Origin of the sequence: Actinosynnema sp. NPDC050436 (genome assembly GCF_040655415.1) — a bacterium.
Taxonomy (GTDB): Bacteria; Actinomycetota; Actinomycetes; order Mycobacteriales; family Pseudonocardiaceae; genus Actinosynnema.
On record NZ_JBFAJV010000003.1, the window covers coordinates 695,012 to 715,654 of the forward strand.

Genomic DNA, 20,643 nt, shown 5'->3' on the forward strand with positions numbered 1-20,643 from the left:
CCAGCCATGCACACCAGCATCGAGGGCGTGCTCGCGGACTACGCCGTCCAGGAGGCCAAGCGCCGCCGCTTCCTGGAGACCGCGGCGGCGATCGTCGCCGCCGCGCCGCCGTCAGCGGACGACGCGCTGTTCGGCCTCACCCTCCCGTCCCTCAAGGGGAACTCCCGCCGCGCCTTCCTGAACCGGGCTGACCAGGTGCTTCGCCACGCCGCTCGATGATCTCGCGCGGCACCCCCCGTCGCCATCGGCAAGTTTCATGCGGTCGTTGCCGGACCGTGCTGGGCCGTCCCGCTCGCCTGCCTCTACAGTTCGTGGCACCCGGCGCTCGCCGGCTGTCTCGTCTGCTTCTCATAAAGCGAGTTCTCGGCGATGGATCATGTCCTTTCCGCGCTCCAAGAGCGCCTCGGCACCCTGTTCGGCGACCGCCTGGTCGTGCTCGCGGGCGGTACCCGGCTGAGTACGCGCGCCGGTGAGCTGCACCAGCTCGGAGCCCGCCACACGCTCGTGCTGTCGACGGACGACCACGCGCCGCTGCACGACCCCGAGGTGGCGCGCTGGGTGTCGCTGGGCATCGCCGGCGGCTTCGTCGCCGTCGAGCAGAACCGGCTGACCAGGCTGCTGACCTCGCCCAACCGCCGCATCCGGGAGGTCCTGGAGGACTTCGACCCGGCCGGCGAGGCGCTGGTGATCAGCACGCCCTACGGGCACACCCCCGAGTTCGCGGGCCGGCCGGTGCTCAACGCGCGCCGCCCCGAATGGGTGGAGCTGGAGAACAAGACCACGATCGACGCGCTGTGGGACGAGCTGTCCGCCCCGCGCGCCCCGGCCGTGGTGCTGGACCTGGACTTCGAGGGCCTCTGGGAGGCCACGCTCCGGCTCGACCGGGGCGCGGGCGCGGTGTGGTCCGGCGACGGGCCGGCGATCAACGGCGGCGCGAACTTCGTGCGCCGGGTCCGCGACCGGCAGGAGGCGCTGGACGCGTTCGCCGTGCTGGAGCCCAAGTGCGACTTCGTCCGGGTGATGCCGTTCCTGGAGGGCATCCCGGTCAGCGTGCACGGGATCGTCTTCCCGGACGGCACCGCCGTGCTGCGCCCGGTCGAGATGGTCGTCCCGCGCCGCGCCGGCCAGGCCCGGTTCCTGTACGCGGGCTGCGCGTCGTACTACGACCCGCCGGCCCGCATCCGAGAGGAGATGCGCAACCTGGCCCGCCGGGTCGGCGAGCGGCTGCGCGAGACCGTCGACTACCGGGGCACGTTCACCCTGGACGGCATCGCCACCGCCGAGGGCTTCCTGCCCACCGAGATCAACACCCGCTACGGCGGCGCGATGACGTGCTTCGAGGACGCCCTCCCGCAGCTCCCGCTGGCCCTGGTGCAGGTCGCCCTGGTCGCCGGGCACGACCTCGGCGTCTCCTCGATCGAGTTCGAGGAGCTGCTGGTCGACGCGGCCGACGAGTTCCGGCAGGGCACGGTCGGCGCGAACGTCCGCGCGGTCAACCCGACCGAGGCGGTGGAACGGCCGATCGTGTTCACCGAGTGGTCGTGCCGGTTCGCGCACCCCGACGAGGTCCCGCACGGCACGCTGCGGCTGCGCCCCTCGCCGCTGGGCGCGCGCCTGGAGCTGGACTTCGTCGCCGACCAGCTCCCCCCGGGCCGCCCGGTGGTGGCGCTGACCGTGGCCGCGTTCGCCCTGGCCGACCAGGAGTGGCAGACCGCGATGGGCCCGCTGGAACCGGCCGTGCCGATCGAGGACGAGGCCGTGGCCGCCGTGGTGGGGCTGGACGCCGTCACCGCCTGACCGGCCCGCCCCGCCGTCCCCGATCCACCCGGCCGTCCCCGATCCGCCTGGTGCCTCCGACCCCGCCTGGCCGCCTCCGACCGCGTGCCGGCCGCCCTGCCGTTCACCCGGCCCCAGGGCGGCCGTACGCGGCCTGGAAGGCGTAGCGGTAGCCCATCAGCTGCGCGGTGACCACCGCCGGCTGGTGGGCCGGGAAGCCCCCGTTCTCGTAGGCGTGCACCAGTTCCGGGTCGCCCTGGGCGATGCCGTGCGCCCACGCGTCGTCGGTGGCCTCGTCCAGCAGCAGGTGCAGGGCCACGCACGCGGCCTCCACCAGCGCCTGCGGGTGGGTGCCCGCGAACGCGATGCCCTGGGCGACGTCCACGACGTGCTTCGGGGCCACCTCGGGCACCGCGATGGCCAGCGCCATCGAGCACGCCACCTCCGCGCCGCCCAGCGCGTCGAACACCTTCGGCGCACCCTTCGCCACGGCGTACCTCGCCTGGGTGATCCAGTCCGGTGCGACGCGGGGCAGCTCGCGGCGCAGCGGGTTCCAGCGGCGGCGGGTGCGCTTGCCGTCCCAGGTGAAGCCGGCACCCGCCAGCGCCATCGCCGCCAGCAGGAAGATCACCCGGTCGCGGGACGCGCCGGGGACCTTGTAGCTCGCGCCGAGCTCCACCAGGAACGGCACCGCGCGCACGCTCGCCTCGGACACCGTGTCGTCGTCCAACAGGCGTCTCTCCAGCTCCCCGCACGCCTCCTGGTCGCCCTGCGCCGCGCGGCGCAGGAAGTCGTCCACGCCCGCGCCGTGGGCCAGGTCGGCCCACCGGGTCTTCTCCAAGCCGCGCAACGGATCCGGTCGTTGCCAGGCAGGTGGCAGCTCCATGTGCGGGAAGCTAACGGATCGATCCGGCCGAACGGCGCAACGGCGCGGGTACGGACCGTTCCGGCGAGGTCGTACGATCATCGGCGTGCGCGGACCCTCCTACAAGGTTGTCGACCTGTTCTCCGGCGCCGGCGGCATGAGCCTGGGGTTCCAAGCGCACCGGGACTTCACCGTCGTCGGCGCGGCGGACGCCCAGATCGGGAAGCCGTCCTCGCGGCTGGGATCGTTGCGGTGCAACGGGACCTACCGCGACAACATCGGCGTCGACCCGTTGCAGGTCGACCTCGGCCGGCTGGACCCGGCGGTGCTGCGCGAGGTGTGGGGGCTGCGGCGCGGCGAGCTGGACGTGCTGGTGGCGTGCCCGCCGTGCTCGGGCTTCACCCGGATCACCGCCGCGAACCACCTGCGCGACGACCCGCGCAACTCGCTGGTCGGGCGGGTCGCGGCGTACGTGGCCGAGCTGCGCCCCCGGGTCATGCTGCTGGAGAACGCCCGCGAGCTGGTCAAGGGCAAGCAGCGCCACCACCTCGACGGCCTGGTCGACCAGCTCCTGGAGATCGGCTACGAGGTGAACGCCTCGTCGCACATGCTGTCCCGGTTCGGGCTGCCCCAGTTGCGCGAGCGGGCCGTGGTGGTCGCGGTGGACCGGGGCGTCCCGCTGCGCACCATGGACGACCTGTGGGCGGGCTGGGAGGTGCGCCCGGCGGCGGTGACGGTGCGGCGGGCGATCGGCAAGCTGCCGTTCGTGGCGGCGGGCGACGCCGACCCCGAGGACCCGATGCACGTGTCGCCGTCGTTCCGGCGCGGCCGGTCCCTGGACCGGATGAAGGCCATCCCGGCGGACGGCGGCTCGTGGGGCGACCTGGTCGGCTCGCCGGCCGAGCAGCTCCTCAACCCCGCCCAGCACAAGATCATCGAGGACGGGAAGTGGGGCTCCCACCCGGACGTCTACGGGCGCATGTGGTGGGACGAGCCGGCCCGCACGATCAAGCGCGAGTGCGGCCACGTCGGCAACGGCCGCTACGCCCACCCGGAGCAGGACCGGCTGTGCACGGTGCGGGAGATGGCGCTGCTCCAGGGCTTCCCGCGCAAGTTCCGCTTCGACGTGTCGATCATCGGCAACGCGTACCGGCACCTGGGCGACGCCGTACCCCCGTTGGTGTCCTTCCAGCTCGCCGCCCTGTGCCACTGGATCCTCACCGGCCGGCCGCCGGTGGCGAAGGACCTGTGCCTCCCCGGGACCTCGCTGCGCGTCGGCGACGTCCGACCGGCGGGCGCGGCCGAGCTGGTAGCGTAGATCTCTTTTCCGCAACGGTGTTGCGTCGGTTCGGCTGGCCGGGTGCGACACAGCATGGTTCATACTTGGATTGACCTGCGGTGATTCATTTCACGACGGAGTGGTGCAGGCCATTCGACAGCAGTCGAAACGGCCGTTCGGCGGCCTGTCCGGACTGGTCCGACCACCTCTTCGATCATCCACTGTGGACGGTTGAGGTCCATTTCGGCTGATCGGGACCGGTGCTACGCACAGTGCCTCCCTTCCCCGTTCGGGGGTAACTCGATCGGATAGTGTTCCGGCCATTCCTGACGATCCGGTGTCGGCGCGCGCCCTGTACCTGCGCAGCCCGCCGGACCCGGCCAGGACCGCCGCCTTGAACGACACCACGGGCTTTCAGCGAGCCTCAAGGAGACACATGGCACCCCGGTTGACCCTGAAGCGCATGGGGGCTGCGGTCCTCGGCGCCTCGCTCCTGCTCCTCTCCGCCCTGCCGGCCGCCGCCGACGCGGTCAAGGTGACGCCGTACCCCGACAAGGACGAGAAGGGGATGGGCGTCTTCCTCCTGGACAAGGAGGGCAAGCTCGTCCGCAAGGAGGGCACGCACGCCGAGCTGATCGGCCTCAAGATCGTCAAGGACGGTGAGGAGCAGTTCGCCACCGCGTACTGCGTCGAGCTGCCCACGCCGCTTGAGGACAACACCCCGCTCGAAGAGGCGCCCTGGGGCGAGCACCCGAACCCGAAGTCGAAGTTCAAGGAGAACGCGGCCAAGGTCAACTGGATCCTGCACCACAGCTACCCGACGGTCGAGGACCACGCCAAGGTCGGCGAGGCGTTCGGCGTCCCCGACATCGGCAAGAGTTCGGTGATCGCCGCCACCCAGGCCGCGATCTGGCACTTCACCGACGAGGTCACCCTCCGCGAGGACAACTCCACGGGCGACGCCGACGACAAGGTCGACGCCGACGTGCTGGCGCTGTACAAGAAGCTCACCGGTCCGGACAACGTCGGCATCGGCGCGGAGCCCACCCCGACCCTGTCCATCGACCCCAAGGAGCTCGAGGGCAAGGCCGGCACGCTGATCGGGCCGTTCACCGTCAAGACCTCGGCGGACCAGGTCGTCATCTCGGCCGAGGTGCCCAAGGGCGTCACCTTCACCGACAAGGACGGCAAGCCGCTCGCCGTCGTGAACAAGGCCGATGTCAACGCCGAGGCCACCGTCAAGGTCGGCGAGGTGTTCGTGAAGGTCGACCAGGGCGTCGAGCCCGGTGCCGTCGAGTTCACCGTGAGCGCCACCACCGACCTGCACCACGGCCGGCTGTTCGTGGCCAGCGACCGCCGCCAGAAGACCCAGTCCCTGGTGATCGCCGAGACGACCAAGGTCGACGCGAAGGACTCGGCGAAGGTCAAGTGGACCGAGGGCACCACCGAGACGACCACGACCACCACGCCGGCCACCACCACCGAGACGACGACCACCACGACGGTCGCGCCGAGCACCACCACCACGACGAACGCCCCGGCCGGCCCCGGCAACGAGGACGACCTGGCGTCGACCGGTGCGTCCATCTTCGTGCCGCTGCTGATCGGCCTCGGCCTGCTCGGCGCCGGTGCCGCCGCGCTGATCATCGTGCGCCGCAAGAAGACCGCGTAGTACCCGACCTGCCCCGGCAGGTCCGCGAGGCCACCTGAGCTCGCGGTGAACGGCCCCCTCCAGCCGGAGGGGGCCGTTCCGTCGTGAGGGGTCGTGCTCCGCGCCCGACCCCGAAGCAACGGCGGCATCGACGCCGAACCGGTCTGCCGGTGAGTGCTGCCGGTCCCGTGACGCGCCTGTGACGGGGATCGGTGCCCACCGGCCCGAGAGCCGTGACGTGCGGCGGTCGGTCCTGGTCGCGGGTGCCGCCGACGTGCCGCACCGGGCGGCGGCTGGGCCGGCGTCCCGTGCCGGAGGTAGCGTTTGGCGCTGGGGACGCGAGGTCGGTTCGGGTAGCCTGCGTCAGGAGTGCGAGGGAGCACGATGAACTTCGACGAGATCAAGAACAAGGCGCTTCAGCTTGCCGAGGAGAACCACGAGAAGGTGGACCAGGGCATCGATGCCGCCGCCGGCTTCATCGCCGACAAGTTCGGTCACGAGGAGCAGGTCAAGAACGTGGCCGAGAAGGCCAAGGACATCCTTCCGGGTGGAGAGTGAATTCGTTCAACACGGCTGAGCGGGCCGTTCCCCAGGGGGACACCCGCTCGCCTTCCGCGCAGATCGTGACCTGGCAGGGCTACGACGTGGCCCGACTGGAGCAGGTCCGGTTCCTGCTGTCCGAACGCAGGCTGCGAGCCTCCGGCCGGCTGGTGTCGGCCGGGCCGAGCGAGCAGTTCAGCGGGTCGTTCGAGGTGTCCGTCGGTGAGACCGGCGCGGTCACCAGGCTGCTGCTGCGCACCGCGACGGTGTCCGAGGAGCGGCAGATCTCGGTGTCCCGGTCGTCCGAGGGCGTCTGGCTGGTGGACGCGGGCCAGGGGGCGGAACGGGCCGACTTCGACGGCGCGGTGGACGTGGACGTGCAGTTCGCCGTCCTGTTCAACGCGATCCCGATCCGCCGGCTGGGCCTGCAGAACGAGGCGGGCGAGCAGGAGCTGCCGGTCGTGTACGTAACGCTGCCGGACCTGTCGGTGAAACTGGTCCGCCAGACGTACCGGACGGTGTCGGTGGGGGACGAGCGGTCCGTGGTGTCGTTCGAGAGCGGCGACTTCCAGCAGGACATCACGGTCGACAAGACCGGCCTGGTCCTCGACTACCCCCGAGTCGCGCACCGGATCTGACCACCGGCCCACCCCGACGAGCCACCCCGCACTGGCACGGCCCGCCGCCACCGTGCCGTTGTGGCTGCGCAGACGTCGCACAAGCGGGTGACAGATCGGGGAAAAGGTACGGAAACACCGTTACCGCAACTCGGTGAAGTAAACGAGGTCACCCGAACCACCCGCCCCTGACCCACCCGCCCCTGACCCACCCGCCACGGACCCACCCGCCACGGACGATCGCCCCAGCCCCCTCAACCCCGACGAGCCACGCCCGCTCCGCCCCGACCGCCGGCCCACCTCCGCCGCCGCCCGGCCAGCCTCCGCCGCCGCCCGGCCAGCCTGGCGCTCCCGCTCGGCGCTCCCGGCCCGCTCGACGCCTGCGGCCCGGCCCGCTCGGCACCATCGCTCGGCCGGCGCGGCACCCGCCGGTCGTTCGCCTGCCGGCCCGCCGCCGCCCAGCCTGCGCGGCACCCCCTGGATTCGACCATCGCGGCGTCCCTCGCTCGGCTCGCGTAGCGGCCCCTCGCCCGGCCCAAGCGGGCACCTGCGCGCGGCACCCCCGCCCGGCCATCGCGGCGGCCCGCCGGTCGCCCGCGCGCCTGCCCCCGCCCGACCCCACCGGACGTCCGCACGCCGCTCGACCCATCGCCCGACCCGCCCCCAGGGGCGGCGAGCGAAAGACCGGCGTCGAGCGGGAACCGGGCGGAAATCGGGTCTGCGCTCAGACCCGGACGGCGATCGCCATCCCCTGGCCGACACCCACGCACGCCGCCGCGATGCCCAGGCCCCCGCCCCGAGCGCGGAGGTGGCGGCACAGGTCCGCCACGACCCGGGGCATCGACGCCCCCAGCGGGTGGCCGTAGGCGATCGCTCCGCCGTGCACGTTCACCTTCTCGCGGTCCACGTCCGGGAGGTGGTGGAGGACCGACAGGGCCATCGCGGCGAAGGCTTCGTTGATCTCCCACAGGGTCACGTCCGCGCCGGAGATCCGCAGGCGGGTCAGCAGCTTCCGGATCGCGGCGACCGGGGCGAGGGTGAAGCGGTGGGGTTCGTCGGCGGTCACCGCGCTGCCGAGCACCTCGCCCAGCGGGGTGAGGCCCAGGTCGGCGGCGATCTGCTCGGTGCCCATCAGCAGCGCCGTCGCGCCGTCGTTGAGCGGTGACGAGTTGCCCGCCGTGACCGGGCCCGACTCGGAGAACGCCGACGCCAGCTTGCCCAACCTCTCCAGCGAGGTCTCCGGGCGCACCGACTCGTCGCGGCGGACCGCCGAGCCGTCGCGCAACTGCACGGGGAACGCGAAGCCGTCGTGCACGCCCGCGTCCCACGCCGCCGACGCGCGCCGGTGCGAGCGCAGCGCGTACATGTCCATCTGCTCACGGGTGATGCCCAGCGCCACCGCCACGTCCTCGGCGGCCCGGCCCAGCGGCACCGTCCACTCGGCACGCATCCGGGGGTTGACCAACCGCCAGCCCAGCGCGGTGGACACCGACTCCATCCGGTCCGCGAACGCCTTGTCCGCGCGCGGCACGACGAACGGTGCCCGCGTCATGCCCTCCACACCGCCGGCGACGAGCAGGTCCGCGTCGCCCATCGCCAGCGCGCGACCGGCCTGCACGATGGCCTCGCCGCCGGACGCGCACAGCCGGTTCACCGCGACCCCCGGCACGGTCGGCGGCAGGCCCGCGAGCAGCGCCGCCATCCGGCCGATGTTGCGGTTCTCCTCGCCCGCGCCGTTGGTGTTGCCGTACAGCACGTCGTCCACCCGCGCCGGGTCGACCCGGTGTCTGCGCAGCAGTTCGACGATCGGCAACGCGGCCAGGTCGTCCACGCGCACCCCGGCCAGCCCGCCGCGGTAGCGGCCGAACGGGGTGCGGGCGGCGTCGAGGATCAGGGGGCGGTGCATGGCCTCATCTTGACACCGGAAGAGCCGGTCGGCCCCGGCCACGTGGCCGGAAACGCACACCGCGACCCGCTGCCGGATGTCCGGACCTTTGCCACCGCCGGCAGCGTGCGGAACCGACGTGCGGAACCGACGTGCGGAACCAACGTGCGGAACCGACGTGCGGAACCAACGTGCGGAGAGACCGGCGGTGCCGGCAGGAGAACCGGCGGGAGGGGCCGGCAGGGGCTCGGCTGAAGGGCCGGCGGACGAGGGGGGACTGGCCCGGGCGATGCCTAGTCCACCGAGAACGAGACGAAGGCCGACGTGGGTCGGGTCTCCGGGTTCGTGCCGTAGAGCTTCACCTCCAGCATGTGCGGTCCGGAGGACAGGTCACCGGTGTCGAGCGCCAGCCGGTAGCTGCCGGCGACGCCCGGACCGCCCAGGTTCGTCGGCACGGCCGCCACCCGCTCCCCGTCCAGGCGGACGACGAAGCCCGCCAGGCCGGCCAGGCCCGTCCCGCGCTGTCCGGACCGCCCGTCCAGCACCAGGTCGAACACCACCCGCCCGCGCTGGATCGGCGCCCCTTCCGCCACCGGCCGCCCGGCCGCGTCCAGGACGGTCCCGTCGACCCGCGCCAGGACCTCCTCCAGGCCGTTCAACGGGGTCGTCTCGACGCTCGTCGCGGTCGCCGGCGAGCCGGGCGCGCTGGTCAGCTCCAGGTCGACGTGGGTGGCCTGCACGCGCAGCGCCGTCACCACGGTCACCGCCACGTGGTCCCCCTCGCGGACCAGCGCGGCCGGCGGCAGGTCCGCCACCACCGGGTAGCCGACGCCCGCCCGCCACGGCACGCCCGGCAGCGCCGGGCGCAGCGGCACCCGCTGGTCGCCGATGGCCAGGGTGAACTCCGGCGCGGTGGGCGACGGGTCGGTGTGCAGGAGCGTCATCCGCAACTGCCCGCCGGTCACGCCGGGGATCGGTGTCGTCTTGGCCGCGACCGGTTCCGGCGCCACGACGACCCGCACCTCCGGCGTGGTGGCGCGCGGCGGCGCGGTGGCGGGTGCGGCGTCGAACGCGGCCAGGCTGAGGTTGACCCGCTGCCCGGTCGGCCCGGACACCGACACCAGCGCGGTCGCCTCGGTCCACGTGGGCACCGCCGGGCTGGACGCGACCACCTCGCCGTCGAACAGCACGCGCGCCCCGTCCCGCCGCAGCGCCAGCTCCCAGCGGTGGGTGAGGCCCGGGTGGAGGGTCGGCACCGCGCGCACCGAGGTGGTCTGCAGGCCGTCGGCGGTCAGCACCTCGGCGGTGGTCGTGCCGTTGCCGGACGCCACCCGCAGCCGGATCGCGCCGGGCGGGAGGCCGTCGCCGCTGACCGTGGTCACCGGACCGGGCACGAGGTCGAGCGCGAGTTCACCGTCCGGGCCGGGCGCGTCGGTCTCCACGAAGAACCGGCCCAGGTCGTCGGCGTCGCGCAGCACGAACGGGGTGCGTGAGCGCAGCACGGCGGGTGCCGACGCGCAGTTGCTGCTGATCACCAGCCGCCGGCCGTCCTCGCCCCGGCCGGGGGTGGCGCGGGCGCAGTTGGGCCGGACGGCGAGCCGCCAGCGCGCCGGGTCGGGTGCGTCGGGCTGGTCGAACAGGTCCAGCAGGGCGTACTCGCCGGTGCGGGTCGAGCCGGGTGTGGCCTGCCCGCGCACCGGTTCGGACCGCTGCCCGTGGGCGTCGACCGCGCGCACCTCGACCCGGTACTCCGCGCCGTCGTCCAGCCCGTCGAGCTGGGTCGCGGTCTGGGCGACCAGCCGGTGGTGCCCGACCTGCCCGTCACGGCCCCAGCCGATCTCGTAGCCGGGGGCGTCCCCGGTCCACAGCACCTGGACGCGGCCGGGTCCGGGCAGCACTCGCAGCCCGTCCGGCGGCTTCGGCGGCGCACCCGGCGCGGGCACCAGCACGCCTTCGGCGGCGAACGGCGCGAGCGAGGTCGGCGGCGGCGCGGACGTGCTCGTCCGGGCCACCGGGTCGCCCGTGGCGGTGGTGCGCAGCACCGCCACCACCCCGCCGAACAGCACCAGGCCGGCGGCTGCGGCGGCGATCCGGCGACGGTCCATGGCGTCAAGCTATGCGTCCGGGTGACCGGGGTCACCAGACGTTGCGGACCCGAGACCTACCCCGCGCCGATCTCGAAGGACCGGTCGGCGGACCGGACGCCGCCGCGCTCGTCCACCGGGAGCACGCGCACCGCCACCCGGTGTCGGCCACTCGGCAGATCGGTCAGGTCCAGCAGGAACTCGTGCCGCCCGCCGACCGCGCCGCCGGTCGGCAGGGTGACGATCCGGCCGCCGTCGAGGTCGACCTCGACACCCCTGATCGCGGCGACCTCGCGGACCGGGCCCGCGAGCAGCTCGACGACCAGCCGCGCCCGGCCGCCGCGCGGGAACACGTCGGTGGGCCCGGTGTCGTGCACGACGACCAGGTTCGCCGGGGCCGCCCGCACGTCGGGCGGTTCGCGCCCGGTGAGCCGGGGCAGCGGGCGCCGGGCGTCCGGCCCGTCGGACACCAGCACGTGCGAGTCGTTGACCAGGAAGTGCCGCGCGCCGCGCAACCGCACCTCGACGTCCGCCGCCGGTCCGCTGAGCGGGAAGTCCGCGTACAGGACGGCCGACTTGTCCGACCCGCCGGACGCCATGAAGACCGCCGGCGCGCTCTGCCCGCCGAACTCGACGGTGATCGGCTCGTCCCGCACGTCGCTGTCGACCGCGATGACCGACGCGGTCACCCGCGCCGACGTGCCGCCCGCGAGCCGGGGCGCGGGTGCCGTGCCGAGGACCACCGCGCCGTTCCGCACGGTGCCCAGCCCGAGCGGCACCACCGACGACGGCACCGGTTCCTCGCGCGCGCCGCCGACGCCGAACACGTCGACCTGGGTGTGCTTGGCGTTGCGGAACGCCAGTCGTGGCCGGGCGACCTGCCACGGCACCGCAACCGGCGCGGCGGCCATCGCCTCGCCGTCGCGCAGGGCCACCACGGCGTCGGGCAGGACCCGCAGCTCCCAGCGGTGCCGCACGCCCGGCGTGGGCGGTCGCGACGTGCCGGCGACCGGCACCACCCGGGAGGTGGCGGGGAAGCCGGGGCCGACCTCGAAGTCCGCGCCGTAGGGGGTGATCCGCAGGGCCAGCGCGCCCGGCGGGTACGGCCGGCTCAGCCGGCCGATGTCGTGCAGCGGTTCGGGCAGCAGCGCGAGCACCAGCTCGGCGTCGCCGGACTGGGCCGAGTCGGGGCCGTCCGTGGTGAGCACGACCCGCCCGACCGCGCCGTCGGGCTGCGGCGCGGTGAGCCGCAGCGGCACGTTGGACTGGAGGTCGAGCACGTCGCAGCCCACGTCGAGGCGCTCGCCGTTGAGCGGGCGCAGGCCCAGGCAGTCGGCGTTGCCGCCGTCGAACACCCGCCAGCGGCGCGGGCTCAGCGCCGCCGGGCCGTCGAGCACGTCGAGCGGCTGCCCGAGCCCCTCGGCCCACGACCCGTCGTGCAGCAGCCGGGGCACCCCGTGCGCGGTCGCGGGCGAGGAGCGCCGCCCCAGGCCGTCGACCGCCCGCACCTCGACCGCGACGTCCGCGTCGGCGTCCAGGCCGGTCAGCTCGGTCTCGGTCGCCTGCACCAGCCGGGTGCCGCCGGGCCACCGCACCTCGAACCCGCCGTGCGCGACGCCGCCGGTGGCCGTCCAGTTCGCCCGCAGGCTCGTCCGGTCCGGGGCGGTGAGCCGCAGCTCGGTCGGCTCGCGGACCGGTCCGCTGTCGGCGACGTACTCGACCCGGTCGTCCAGGAAGCGGGTCAGCTCGACCGGCGCGGGCGGCGCGGACTCGTCGCGCAGCACCACCACCGCGCCGGCGACCACCGCGAGGCCGGCGATCCAGGCGACGAGCTTGCCGCGCTCCACCCGGTCGACTTTAAGAGGTGCGCGCGAGCGCGGTGCTGCCGTTCAGCCCAACGACCCGCCCGCCACGCGCACCCAACGCCCGCAGCGCCGCCGGGGCCTGCGGCGAGGTCAGGTCGATGGTGAGCGGGGTGCCGTCCGCCCCCTGCCGCTCGACCAGGGCCAGCCGCGCCTGGTGCCCGGCGTCGATCGTCTTGGCCAGCCCGCCGGTCGACGCCAGCGACCCCCGGGCCGCGCCGAGCCTGCCCAGCGCGTCGTCCACGGCGTCCAGCAGCGCCGAGCGGTTGCCCTCGCACATCGCCCGGACCAGCTCGGGCCGGCTGCCCGCGACCCGCGTGCCGTCGCCGAACGACCCGGCGGCCAGGGCCAGCGCGAGCGGCCCGCCGTCCGCGCCGACGCTGGCCAGCACGGCGGCCAGCACGTGCGGCAGGTGCGAGATGCGGGCGACCGCCGCGTCGTGCTCGTCGGCGGTGGCGGGGACGACGTGCGCCCCGGTGGCCAGCGCGAGCGCGATCACGTCGGCGAGCACGTCCGCGTCGGTGCCGTCCTCGGCGGACACCACCCACGCCGCGTCCCGGAACAGGTCCGGCCGCCCGGCCGCCCAGCCGGACGCCGAGGTGCCCGCCATCGGGTGGCCGCCGACGTACCGGGCACCCGGCGCGACCCGCGCGACGAGGTCCCGCACCGGGCCCTTCACGCTCACCACGTCGGTCAGCCGCACCCCGGCCGGGACGGCGCGCAGGACCTCCTCGACGTGGGGCAGCGGCACGGCCACGACGACCAGCGCGTCCTGCTCCTGCGCCCGGTCCAGCGCCTCGGCGAGCCTCGTCACGGCGAACCCGTCCGCGCGCGCGGCCCCCGCGTCCTGCTCGGACGCCGTGGCACCCCACACCACCCGCCCCGCCGCCGCTGCCGCCCGCAGCAGCGAGCCGCCGATCAACCCGAGTCCGACCACGCACACGTCACGCACGGGGACATCCTGCCGGCGGCCCCGCCCGACCCCGCCGCCCGAGCCGGGCGGCAACCGGTGGCGGGAGTCGGACGTCCTCGACCACGTGGACGTCGAGGTGCTCTCCGGGCCGGGAGCGGCGCAGGTGGTCCGGCTGCTGAGCGGATTCGGGGCCGGGCTGGTGCACGTGACCGAGGTGTCCCGGCCCGGAGCGCCGGCTCTCGTGGTCGGGACCCGGCCGGACCCGGCAGCGGACGCGGTGGTCGCGCCGGATGGACCGGCCGTGCGGCGGCTGTGGGCGCGGCGGGTGGAGCCGTTCGCCCGGTGGTGGGCCGGGCTGCGGCACGCCCCGCCGGGCCCGCCCGTGCTGCACGACCACGACCCGGCCCTGCCGCTCGCCGCACGGCGGCTGCTCGACCGGCTGCGCGCCGGGCTGCGGGAGCACGACGACGGGTGGAGCTACGACCACATCGGTTCGACGGCGGTTCCGGGCCTGCGCGCCAAACCGCTCGTGGACCTGCAAGTGGGGGTGTCGGCGCTGCCCGCCGGGGGTTCAGCGGTGGACGCCGTGCTCGCCCGCGCCGGGTTCCGGCCGCCGACCGGCGTGCGGCCGGACGCGCCGGGCGTGCACCGCGACTACGAGCGGCAACCCGGCCTCGCCCCGCCGGGGGCGTACCGGAAGCGGCTGTACGTGCGGGCGGACCCGGCCTGCCCGGCGATCCTGCACGTCCGGCTGCTCGGTGCGCCGTGGTGGGCGGACACCGTGCGGTTCCGGGACCTGCTGCGCGCCGACCCGGACGTGCGGCGGGCGTACCAGGAGCTGAAGGAGCGGTCCGCGCGCGAGCACGGGGGCGGCCAGGACTACGACGACTACACCCGCTCGAAATCGGCCTTCTTCGCCGACCTGCCCTGAGCGGCCCCGACCTGCCCTGAGCGGCCCCCGGCCCTTATCCCGCGCGTCCGGGGGGCACGGTCGAACTCCCGCCGAGTGGTCCGCCTCCCGCGAGCCGGGGGCGCGGCCCGTGGGTCCGCCGCGCCCCCCGGTCCCCGCGTCAGCGCAGGGCGTCCAGCGCGAACGCCGAGTACACGACCACGCCGTGCTCCATCGCCGCCTCGTCGAACAGCACCCGGTTGGAGTGGTTGGGCTCGGCCTGGGCCAGGTCGACGCCGCGCGGGCACGCGCCGAGGAACGACATCGCGCCCGGGACCCGTTGCAGCACGTAGGAGAAGTCCTCCGCGCCCATCAGCGGGTCGTCCATCGGGACCGCCCAGCGCCGGCCCAGGGCGGCGGCGGTGATGTCCAGGACGTGCGGGCCGACCTCGGCGTCGTTCACCGTCACCGGGTAGCCGGGGATGATCTGCACCCGCGCGGTGCAGCCGTGCGCGGCGGCGACGTGCTCGCAGACCTGCGGCAGCTCCTTGTGCACCAGCGCCCGGGTGTCCTCGCTCAACGTCCGGATGGTGCCCTCCACCAGCGCCGTCTCCGGGATGATGTTGGTGGTGGTGCCCGCCTTGATGTTGGTCACCGACACGACGGCGGGCTGGTGCACGCTCACCCGGCGGGCGACCATCGTCTGCAGCGCGCCGACCAGCGCGGCGGCCGGTGGGATCGGGTCGACGGCGTCGTGCGGCATGGCCCCGTGACCACCGCGACCGGTGACGGTGACGTGGAAGGTGTCCGCCGACGCCATCGTCGGGCCGGGGCGGGAGACCACGACGCCCGATTGCAGCGTCGAGGTGATGTGCAGGGCGAACGCCTTCTCCACCGGCGTGCCGGCGGCGTCGAGCAGGCCCTCGTCGAGCATGTGCTTCGCGCCGTGCATCCCCTCCTCGCCCGGCTGGAACATGAACACGACCTGGCCGGACAGCGCCTCGCGCCGCGACGACAGCAGCCGGGCGGCCGACGCGAGCATCGCCACGTGGGTGTCGTGGCCGCACGCGTGCATCGAGCCGGGGGTCTCCGAGGCGTACTCCAGCCCCGTCTCCTCCTGGAGCGGCAGCGCGTCCATGTCGCCCCGCAGCAGGACCGTCGGTCCGGGCTTGCCGCCGCGCAGCACGGCCACCAGCGACGTGCTGGACTTGCCGGTGGTGATCTCCAGCGGCAGACCCGCCAGCGAGTGCTGGATCGCCGCCTGCGTCGCGGGCAGGTCCAGGCCCTGCTCCGGGTGGCGGTGGATCTGCCGGCGCAGGGCGACCGTCCTGGGCTGCAGGGCACGTGCCGCCTCCACCAACCCGGTGAACCGGGGCTCGGGTGCGCTCGTCTGTGCGTTCGGCAGAGTTGTGCTCATCCCTCGATAGTGGCATCGGAGAGTCCCTGCTGCCTCCGGCCGAGCCCCCCGTGCTACCGGGTGCGGTCCGGTGGCCCTACGGTGTGCACATGGCACACCAGGAGCCGGTCAACGGCTTCGCTGTCGCGGTGGTTCGGGAAGACGGCCGCTGGCGGTGCAGCAGGATGGACAGCTCGGCACTGTCCGAGCTCGACGCGGCGATCACGGAACTGCGCCGGCTCCGCTCCACGGGTGCCGTCTTCGGGCTGCTCGCGGTGGACGACGAGTTCTTCATCGTCCTGCGACCGGTGCCCGGCGGGGTGGCGCTGCTGCTGTCCGACGCGGCTGCCGCGCTCGACTACGACATCGCGGCGGACGTGCTCGACCTGCTGCGCGTCGACCCGCCCGACGAGGAGGACGAGGAGCTGTGGCCGGAGGGTGACCTGGCCGTCCTCGCCGACCTCGGGATGCCGCAGCACGAGTTGCAGGTGATCGTGGACGAGGTCGACCTGTACCCGGACGAGCAGCTCCAGATGATCGCGCAGCGCTGCGGCTTCGGCGAGGAGTTCACCGAGCTGCTGGACACCATCCAGGCGTGACCGGTCCACGCGCGCACGGGGTGGCGGACCGGGAGCTGGTCCGGGCGGCGATCGAGGTGGCCCGGCTCGCGCCGGCGACCGGGGACGTCCCGATCGGCGCGGTCGTGTTCGGCCCGGACGGCGCGGAGCTGGCGCGGGCGTGCAACGCGCGCGAGGCGTCCGGCGACCCGACCGCGCACGCCGAGGTGCTGGCGCTCAGGGCTGCGGCGGCCGTGCACGGCGACGGGTGGCGGCTGAGCGGCTGCACGCTCGCGGTGACCGTCGAACCGTGCACGATGTGCGCCGGCGCGCTGGTGCTGGCGAGGGTCGACCGGGTGGTGTTCGGGGCGTGGGAGCCCAAGACCGGCGCGGTGGGGTCGCTGTGGGACGTCGTGCGCGACCGCAGGCTCAACCACCGGCCCGAGGTCGTGGGTGGTGTGCTGGCCGACGAGTGCGCGGAGCTGCTGGAAATCTTCTTCGCTGGAATGTGATGCCGGTCACTTCTGCGTTATGGGCCGTTCGGAGGAGGCATCCCAGAGGGGGAAGGACCACTTGTCGGGAAGGGGAAAGCCGCCATGGGCGTTTTCGACCAGGCCAAGGACAAGGCCGAGCAGCTGATCGGCGAGGCCAAGGAGAAGCTCGGTCAGAAGACCGGCAACGAGGACCTCGAGGCGTCCGGCAAGAAGGACCAGACCGTGGGCGAGGTCAAGGAGACCGGCCACGACCTGCGGGACAAGACGGCCGGAGCCGTGCAGGACGCGAAGGACAAGTTCAACAGGTAGCAGCGGGCCGGGGGTCGGTGCCATCCGCAGGCACCGACCCCGGCCGCGCCCTCCGGTGCACGCCATGACGAGCGCCCCGTCGCTGAACGCGAAGGGGCGCTTCTCGGCGTCCGGATCACGCCGTTGCCGGCCGTTCCGGAAATAGCCCATGCGGGGGAACCCGCTGATCTGCGCGGCGCTCGGCCCGCTGCGACGATCGTCTGGTGTCCGTCGAGATCGCGGACGCCGCGCTGGCAGGCGGCGTCGCCAAGGGAGACTTGGCCGCGTTCGAGGTGCTGGTGCGCCGCTACTCCGGCCGGGTGTTCGGCCTCGCGTACCGGGTCCTCGGCGACCGCGCGGAAGCCGAGGACGTCACCCAGGAGGTGTTCGCCACCGCGTGGCGGAGGCTCGACTCCCTGACCGAACCGGCTGCCGTCCGCACGTGGCTGTTCCGCGTGGCGTACCGGCAGTGCCTGGGAGTGCTGCGGAGGTCGCGGACGGAGCCGGTGGGCGAGCTGCCCGACCGGGGCGCGACACCCGTGGGCCTCGGCCAGGGTCCGAGGGACCCGTCGTCGGTGGCGGAGACGGTGGCGGCGGTGGCGGCCCTGAGGTCGGCGTTGCGCGGACTGCCCGAGCCGCAACGCGCGGTGTGGCTGTTGGCCGAGGTGGACGGCTTGTCGTACGCGGAGATCGCGGGCGTGGTGGGGGCGAGCGAGGAGTCCGTCCGAGGCCGCCTGGCCCGTGCCCGCGTGCGCCTGGCGGAGGCGATGAAGGTCTGGCGCTGACCCCGGTGGAAACCGGGTGCGGCGGTCTTGTATTGTTCTCGGCGGTGGCGTGTCCGAGCGGCCGAAGGAGCACGCCTCGAAAGCGTGTGAGGTGAAAGCCTCCGTGGGTTCAAATCCCACCGCCACCGCTGCACGGGGTGTGACCTGCGAGAGCAGGTCACACCCCGTTCTAGTTCCCGGGCCTGTGCCGGTATGGCGGGCAGCAGGCCCGGACGCCGAACGTGCTCACGGTGAGGACCCGCGTTGCGGGAAGCGGACTCCCGTCGACGGTTGCTGCCAGCAGGAGTCCGGCTTCCGAGCCCGCCTCGCCCGTCAGGTGCTGTGACGCGAGCGCGAACCAGCGCTCGGCATCCCGGTGATCACCCCGGGCGTGAGCCACTCGGCCGCGCAGAACACGACACTCCGCCCGCTCCTCGGCCACGGCGCTATCGGAACTGTCACTCCCGTAGATCTCGTCAGCTCGCGCGAACTTGCCGGCCGCGTTGTCCAGGTCGCCGCGCAGAAGCGCTATTGCGCCCAGCTCGCGCAGTGCCCAGGCGAATCCGAGGTCGTTCTCGGTGGTGAAGTGCCACTCGGCCAGTTCGACCAGCAGCCCGACAACCTCGTCCACCATTCCTCGCGCCCTGTAGATGCCGGCGAGCACGTCCGAAGCGTGTGCGTGCCCGAACAGCGAATCGGTCGAACGGTCCTGCTGACAGCGTGCTCGCCATACGGAAAGCATCCGCGCGGCTGCCTCGGTGGCTGCACGAAGATCCCCTCGGGCTGCGAGGGTGACGGCGGTGCGGTGCAGAAGGTCGGACGTGGAGCGTGCAAGAGGAAACCGGTCGGCAAGTTCGATGGTGATGGCCCAGAGTCCGTCGTACTCCACCGCGTCGATGGCTGCGTATTTGCGCCAGAGGTGGTTCAGCAGTTTGGCGGCATCATCCACCGCGCCAACCATCATCGCTGCTTTCGCGGTGGACAGATAGTCGTCACCAGTTACGTTGGTCATCTCGTCTTCTGCTTCGAGGAGTCCTCTGCTTTCAACGGTGAAGCGGTGTTGCCCGCTTGCACCGGAGGTTTGGGCGCGAATGGGCTGCGAATCATTCTCATGTGGTACTGGTCCTCCTGCGGCTGTGCAATCATGGGACGTTCGGAACCGGCTCCGGCCGGGGAAGTCAGGGCGCAATGGCCTACGTGGTTTCTACCGGCTCGACCCGGTGTTTATGCTGCTTGTGGGGTCGGCAAGAGTTAGCAGGGGTTAGCTGATCGAGGAGGGTGCACATGCCGCCGTCGGCCGAGTCCGCATCTGGTGACGCTCTGCGGTCGGCCCGTGAGTACAAAGGACTATCCCTAACCCCGATGGCTCAGGCAACGCACTACACAAAGCCATACCTGAGTCAGGTCGAGACAGGCGTTCGGCCGGTTACCCTTGACCTGGTCGACGCCTACGAACGGGTTCTTGGAGACGACATGTGGCGCAAGGACATTCGGCATCCCCGGCTCGTCAAGATCCGGGACAGGCGGCAACTCGCGGAAGTCCGCGCCGCTGTCGAGGCAGGCGACCCGCACATCTTCGGACAGGGGCCCACGTCCAGTTCGATCGACGCGGCCGTTGCCCCGCTGGTGGGGCCGGACGGGGTGAAGCACTTCCGCACCTGGGCGCAGGAAGGAAAGACTTCCACCCTTCGGGCCAACGCGGTGAGCATCCTGGGGTTCCTGCCAGGGCGGGAGAACGCTGAAGTGGTGGCGAGGGTGTTGGAGACCGACGCGAAGGTTCGCCGGTTGTGCCTGGCGTCCGAGGTGTCCCGACTCACTCGATGCGACTGGGAGTCCGCCCTGCGGATCGCGGACGACCCCACCACGGCTCCGAGCCCCAGGAAGCTCGCCAAGCAACTGGCCAAGGAGGCCGTTGACGTCAAGGACAGCGAGAGCCGGTGGTGCGGCGGGCACCTGCTCCAGCGGATGGCTCCCGTTCTGGGGCGGAGCTAGTCCCAGTCGCTCAGCTCATCCGGTGCCGGGCCCACGTGCGTGCGGCGGCGGTGGCCGGTGTGTGCGGGAATCGGCGTTCCCAGAGTCGGACTACCGACGCGGCGAACGCGGTGGGGGCTTCGGGTGGTGCCGTGGCGAGATCCGGCGACCGGTGTGCCATCCACTTCTCCGCCGCTTCGGGCCGGTGGTCGGCGGCGATGAGGCGGATCACCAGCAGCGCGGGGTCGATCCACGCGGCCCCGGTTCGCCACCAGGCCCAGTCGACCACCTTCGCGGTGTCGGCGATCAGGAAATTAGCCGCGTTGAGGTCGGAGTGCACCAGGTGATCGCCGTGCATGTGGGCAGGCGCTCCTGCGGCCCATTCGGTGATCAGTCCGGCGTTCGACGCGGACCACGGGTCGGCGTTCGGCGGTGGCGCGGCGAGTTCGATCTCCAGGGCCTTGGTCCACTGGTCCGCCATGGGGCGTCGCGGTGTCTGCGGTGGTGGGGTGCGGTGGATCCTGGTCACTGCATCAGCGACGGCGGGGAGGTCGGCGGAGTCGGGGGAGAGATCGGCGTGGTGGCCGGCGAGGTGCTCGAACCCGAGGAGCAGCCACCCGTCCGCGTCAACGTGCCACAGCAGGGTCGGGGCGAGATCGGCTGGCAGGTGCGGGCTGATGGCGAGTTCGTTGCAATGCATGGCGGCCGATGGCGAACCCGTCGTGGTGCCTTTGCAGAACACCGGCCCGGACGGCGTGGTCAACGTGACGGCGATTTCCGAGTTCCGGCCACCGTGAGGTGGACTCACGTCC

The 20,643-nt window shown here is 73.2% G+C and carries 20 protein-coding genes, 1 tRNA gene and 1 pseudogene; 14 read left to right on the forward strand and 8 right to left on the reverse strand.

Annotated elements, in window-relative coordinates; genetic code table 11:
- Positions 1-6 precede the first annotated feature (6 nt).
- Both AB0I60_RS11785 and AB0I60_RS11790 read left to right on the forward strand, forming a co-directional pair.
- Complete coding sequence (locus AB0I60_RS11785; protein ID WP_360728125.1) at positions 7-219, forward strand: hypothetical protein; 213 nt, start codon at positions 7-9, stop codon at positions 217-219.
- 150 nt (positions 220-369) lie between these two features.
- Entirely contained in the window at positions 370-1,797 is a 1,428-nt protein-coding gene (locus AB0I60_RS11790; RefSeq protein WP_360728127.1) for a hypothetical protein, read from the forward strand.
- 103 nt (positions 1,798-1,900) lie between these two features.
- Here the strand turns inward: AB0I60_RS11790 and AB0I60_RS11795 are convergent, their stop codons facing one another.
- Positions 1,901-2,662 (reverse strand): hypothetical protein, encoded by a 762-nt coding sequence (locus AB0I60_RS11795; protein WP_360728129.1) that lies wholly within the window; start codon positions 2,660-2,662, stop codon positions 1,901-1,903.
- 85 nt (positions 2,663-2,747) lie between these two features.
- Between AB0I60_RS11795 and AB0I60_RS11800 the strand changes: the two genes are divergently transcribed.
- From AB0I60_RS11800 to AB0I60_RS11815, 4 genes are all read left to right on the forward strand, one after another.
- On the forward strand, positions 2,748-3,959 hold the full coding sequence (locus tag AB0I60_RS11800; protein ID WP_360728131.1) for a DNA cytosine methyltransferase: 1,212 nt from the start codon (positions 2,748-2,750) through the stop codon (positions 3,957-3,959).
- 424 nt (positions 3,960-4,383) lie between these two features.
- Positions 4,384-5,592 carry a thioester domain-containing protein gene (locus tag AB0I60_RS11805; protein WP_360728134.1) on the forward strand — a complete coding sequence of 403 codons (1,209 nt, stop codon included), beginning with the start codon at positions 4,384-4,386 and terminating at the stop codon, positions 5,590-5,592.
- A gap of 363 nt (positions 5,593-5,955) precedes the next feature.
- Positions 5,956-6,129: an antitoxin gene (locus AB0I60_RS11810; RefSeq protein ID WP_360728137.1), complete on the forward strand. Its 174-nt coding sequence runs from the start codon at positions 5,956-5,958 to the stop codon at positions 6,127-6,129.
- The gene (locus AB0I60_RS11815; RefSeq protein ID WP_360728140.1) at positions 6,126-6,749 is read left to right on the forward strand and encodes a putative glycolipid-binding domain-containing protein; all 624 of its coding nucleotides are present in this window, start codon (positions 6,126-6,128) and stop codon (positions 6,747-6,749) included. The genes AB0I60_RS11810 and AB0I60_RS11815 overlap by 4 nt, the downstream gene beginning before the upstream one ends.
- Positions 6,750-7,452: 703 nt before the next feature.
- On the opposite strand, the gene AB0I60_RS11820 is transcribed toward AB0I60_RS11815, so the two are convergent.
- The 4 genes from AB0I60_RS11820 to AB0I60_RS11835 all read right to left on the reverse strand — a co-directional run bounded on the left by AB0I60_RS11820 (position 7,453) and on the right by AB0I60_RS11835 (position 13,511).
- Positions 7,453-8,634 carry a thiolase family protein gene (locus tag AB0I60_RS11820; protein WP_360728143.1) on the reverse strand — a complete coding sequence of 394 codons (1,182 nt, stop codon included), beginning with the start codon at positions 8,632-8,634 and terminating at the stop codon, positions 7,453-7,455.
- A 272-nt stretch (positions 8,635-8,906) separates the two neighbouring features.
- Positions 8,907-10,718, reverse strand: a complete 1,812-nt coding sequence (locus AB0I60_RS11825) for a hypothetical protein (RefSeq protein ID WP_360728146.1) — start codon at positions 10,716-10,718, stop codon at positions 8,907-8,909.
- Positions 10,719-10,774: 56 nt separating this feature from the next.
- Positions 10,775-12,544: a hypothetical protein gene (locus tag AB0I60_RS11830; protein WP_360728149.1), complete on the reverse strand. Its 1,770-nt coding sequence runs from the start codon at positions 12,542-12,544 to the stop codon at positions 10,775-10,777.
- Between the two features lie 10 nt (positions 12,545-12,554).
- Positions 12,555-13,511: a prephenate dehydrogenase gene (locus tag AB0I60_RS11835; protein ID WP_360728152.1), complete on the reverse strand. Its 957-nt coding sequence runs from the start codon at positions 13,509-13,511 to the stop codon at positions 12,555-12,557.
- Between the two features lie 85 nt (positions 13,512-13,596).
- Between AB0I60_RS11835 and AB0I60_RS11840 the strand changes: the two genes are divergently transcribed.
- Positions 13,597-14,403, forward strand: coding sequence for a GrpB family protein (locus tag AB0I60_RS11840; protein WP_360728155.1), 807 nt, complete (start codon positions 13,597-13,599; stop codon positions 14,401-14,403).
- Positions 14,404-14,542: 139 nt separating this feature from the next.
- On the opposite strand, the gene AB0I60_RS11845 is transcribed toward AB0I60_RS11840, so the two are convergent.
- Entirely contained in the window at positions 14,543-15,778 is a 1,236-nt protein-coding gene (locus AB0I60_RS11845; RefSeq protein ID WP_360728157.1) for a M20 family metallopeptidase, read from the reverse strand.
- A gap of 89 nt (positions 15,779-15,867) precedes the next feature.
- On the opposite strand from AB0I60_RS11845, the gene AB0I60_RS11850 reads away from it, so the two are divergent.
- From AB0I60_RS11850 to AB0I60_RS11870, 5 genes are all read left to right on the forward strand, one after another.
- Positions 15,868-16,356 carry a tRNA adenosine deaminase-associated protein gene (locus AB0I60_RS11850; RefSeq protein ID WP_360728160.1) on the forward strand — a complete coding sequence of 163 codons (489 nt, stop codon included), beginning with the start codon at positions 15,868-15,870 and terminating at the stop codon, positions 16,354-16,356.
- Positions 16,353-16,826 carry a nucleoside deaminase gene (locus AB0I60_RS11855; RefSeq protein WP_360728163.1) on the forward strand — a complete coding sequence of 158 codons (474 nt, stop codon included), beginning with the start codon at positions 16,353-16,355 and terminating at the stop codon, positions 16,824-16,826. Before AB0I60_RS11850 ends, AB0I60_RS11855 begins: the two co-directional genes overlap by 4 nt.
- A gap of 84 nt (positions 16,827-16,910) precedes the next feature.
- Positions 16,911-17,117, forward strand: coding sequence for a CsbD family protein (locus AB0I60_RS11860; protein WP_360728166.1), 207 nt, complete (start codon positions 16,911-16,913; stop codon positions 17,115-17,117).
- A 203-nt stretch (positions 17,118-17,320) separates the two neighbouring features.
- Positions 17,321-17,881, forward strand: a complete 561-nt coding sequence (locus AB0I60_RS11865) for an RNA polymerase sigma factor (RefSeq protein WP_360728169.1) — start codon at positions 17,321-17,323, stop codon at positions 17,879-17,881.
- A 43-nt stretch (positions 17,882-17,924) separates the two neighbouring features.
- Positions 17,925-18,009: transfer RNA gene (locus AB0I60_RS11870), tRNA-Ser, on the forward strand.
- 41 nt (positions 18,010-18,050) lie between these two features.
- Here AB0I60_RS11870 and AB0I60_RS11875 read toward each other — a convergent pair.
- Entirely contained in the window at positions 18,051-18,872 is an 822-nt protein-coding gene (locus AB0I60_RS11875; protein ID WP_360728172.1) for a hypothetical protein, read from the reverse strand.
- A 272-nt stretch (positions 18,873-19,144) separates the two neighbouring features.
- Here AB0I60_RS11875 and AB0I60_RS11880 point away from each other — a divergent pair.
- Positions 19,145-19,315 (forward strand): annotated as a pseudogene (locus tag AB0I60_RS11880) (helix-turn-helix transcriptional regulator); the annotation flags it as partial.
- A gap of 18 nt (positions 19,316-19,333) precedes the next feature.
- The gene (locus AB0I60_RS11885; protein ID WP_360728583.1) at positions 19,334-19,852 is read left to right on the forward strand and encodes an XRE family transcriptional regulator; all 519 of its coding nucleotides are present in this window, start codon (positions 19,334-19,336) and stop codon (positions 19,850-19,852) included.
- Between the two features lie 10 nt (positions 19,853-19,862).
- On the opposite strand, the gene AB0I60_RS11890 is transcribed toward AB0I60_RS11885, so the two are convergent.
- Positions 19,863-20,531, reverse strand: coding sequence for a hypothetical protein (locus AB0I60_RS11890; protein WP_360728175.1), 669 nt, complete (start codon positions 20,529-20,531; stop codon positions 19,863-19,865).
- Between the last annotated feature and the right edge of the window lie 112 nt (positions 20,532-20,643).

Coding starts and splice junctions, on each gene's coding strand:
- AB0I60_RS11785 (WP_360728125.1), top strand. CDS start 7: ATGCACACCAGCATCGAGGGCGTGCTCGCGGACTACGCCGTCCAGGAG.
- AB0I60_RS11790 (WP_360728127.1), top strand. CDS start 370: ATGGATCATGTCCTTTCCGCGCTCCAAGAGCGCCTCGGCACCCTGTTC.
- AB0I60_RS11795 (WP_360728129.1), bottom strand. CDS start 2,662: ATGGAGCTGCCACCTGCCTGGCAACGACCGGATCCGTTGCGCGGCTTG.
- AB0I60_RS11805 (WP_360728134.1), top strand. CDS start 4,384: ATGGGGGCTGCGGTCCTCGGCGCCTCGCTCCTGCTCCTCTCCGCCCTG.
- AB0I60_RS11810 (WP_360728137.1), top strand. CDS start 5,956: ATGAACTTCGACGAGATCAAGAACAAGGCGCTTCAGCTTGCCGAGGAG.
- AB0I60_RS11820 (WP_360728143.1), bottom strand. CDS start 8,634: ATGCACCGCCCCCTGATCCTCGACGCCGCCCGCACCCCGTTCGGCCGC.
- AB0I60_RS11825 (WP_360728146.1), bottom strand. CDS start 10,718: ATGGACCGTCGCCGGATCGCCGCCGCAGCCGCCGGCCTGGTGCTGTTC.
- AB0I60_RS11845 (WP_360728157.1), bottom strand. CDS start 15,778: ATGAGCACAACTCTGCCGAACGCACAGACGAGCGCACCCGAGCCCCGG.
- AB0I60_RS11850 (WP_360728160.1), top strand. CDS start 15,868: ATGGCACACCAGGAGCCGGTCAACGGCTTCGCTGTCGCGGTGGTTCGG.
- AB0I60_RS11860 (WP_360728166.1), top strand. CDS start 16,911: ATGGGCGTTTTCGACCAGGCCAAGGACAAGGCCGAGCAGCTGATCGGC.
- AB0I60_RS11875 (WP_360728172.1), bottom strand. CDS start 18,872: ATGACCAACGTAACTGGTGACGACTATCTGTCCACCGCGAAAGCAGCG.
- AB0I60_RS11885 (WP_360728583.1), top strand. CDS start 19,334: ATGTGGCGCAAGGACATTCGGCATCCCCGGCTCGTCAAGATCCGGGAC.
- AB0I60_RS11890 (WP_360728175.1), bottom strand. CDS start 20,531: ATGCATTGCAACGAACTCGCCATCAGCCCGCACCTGCCAGCCGATCTC.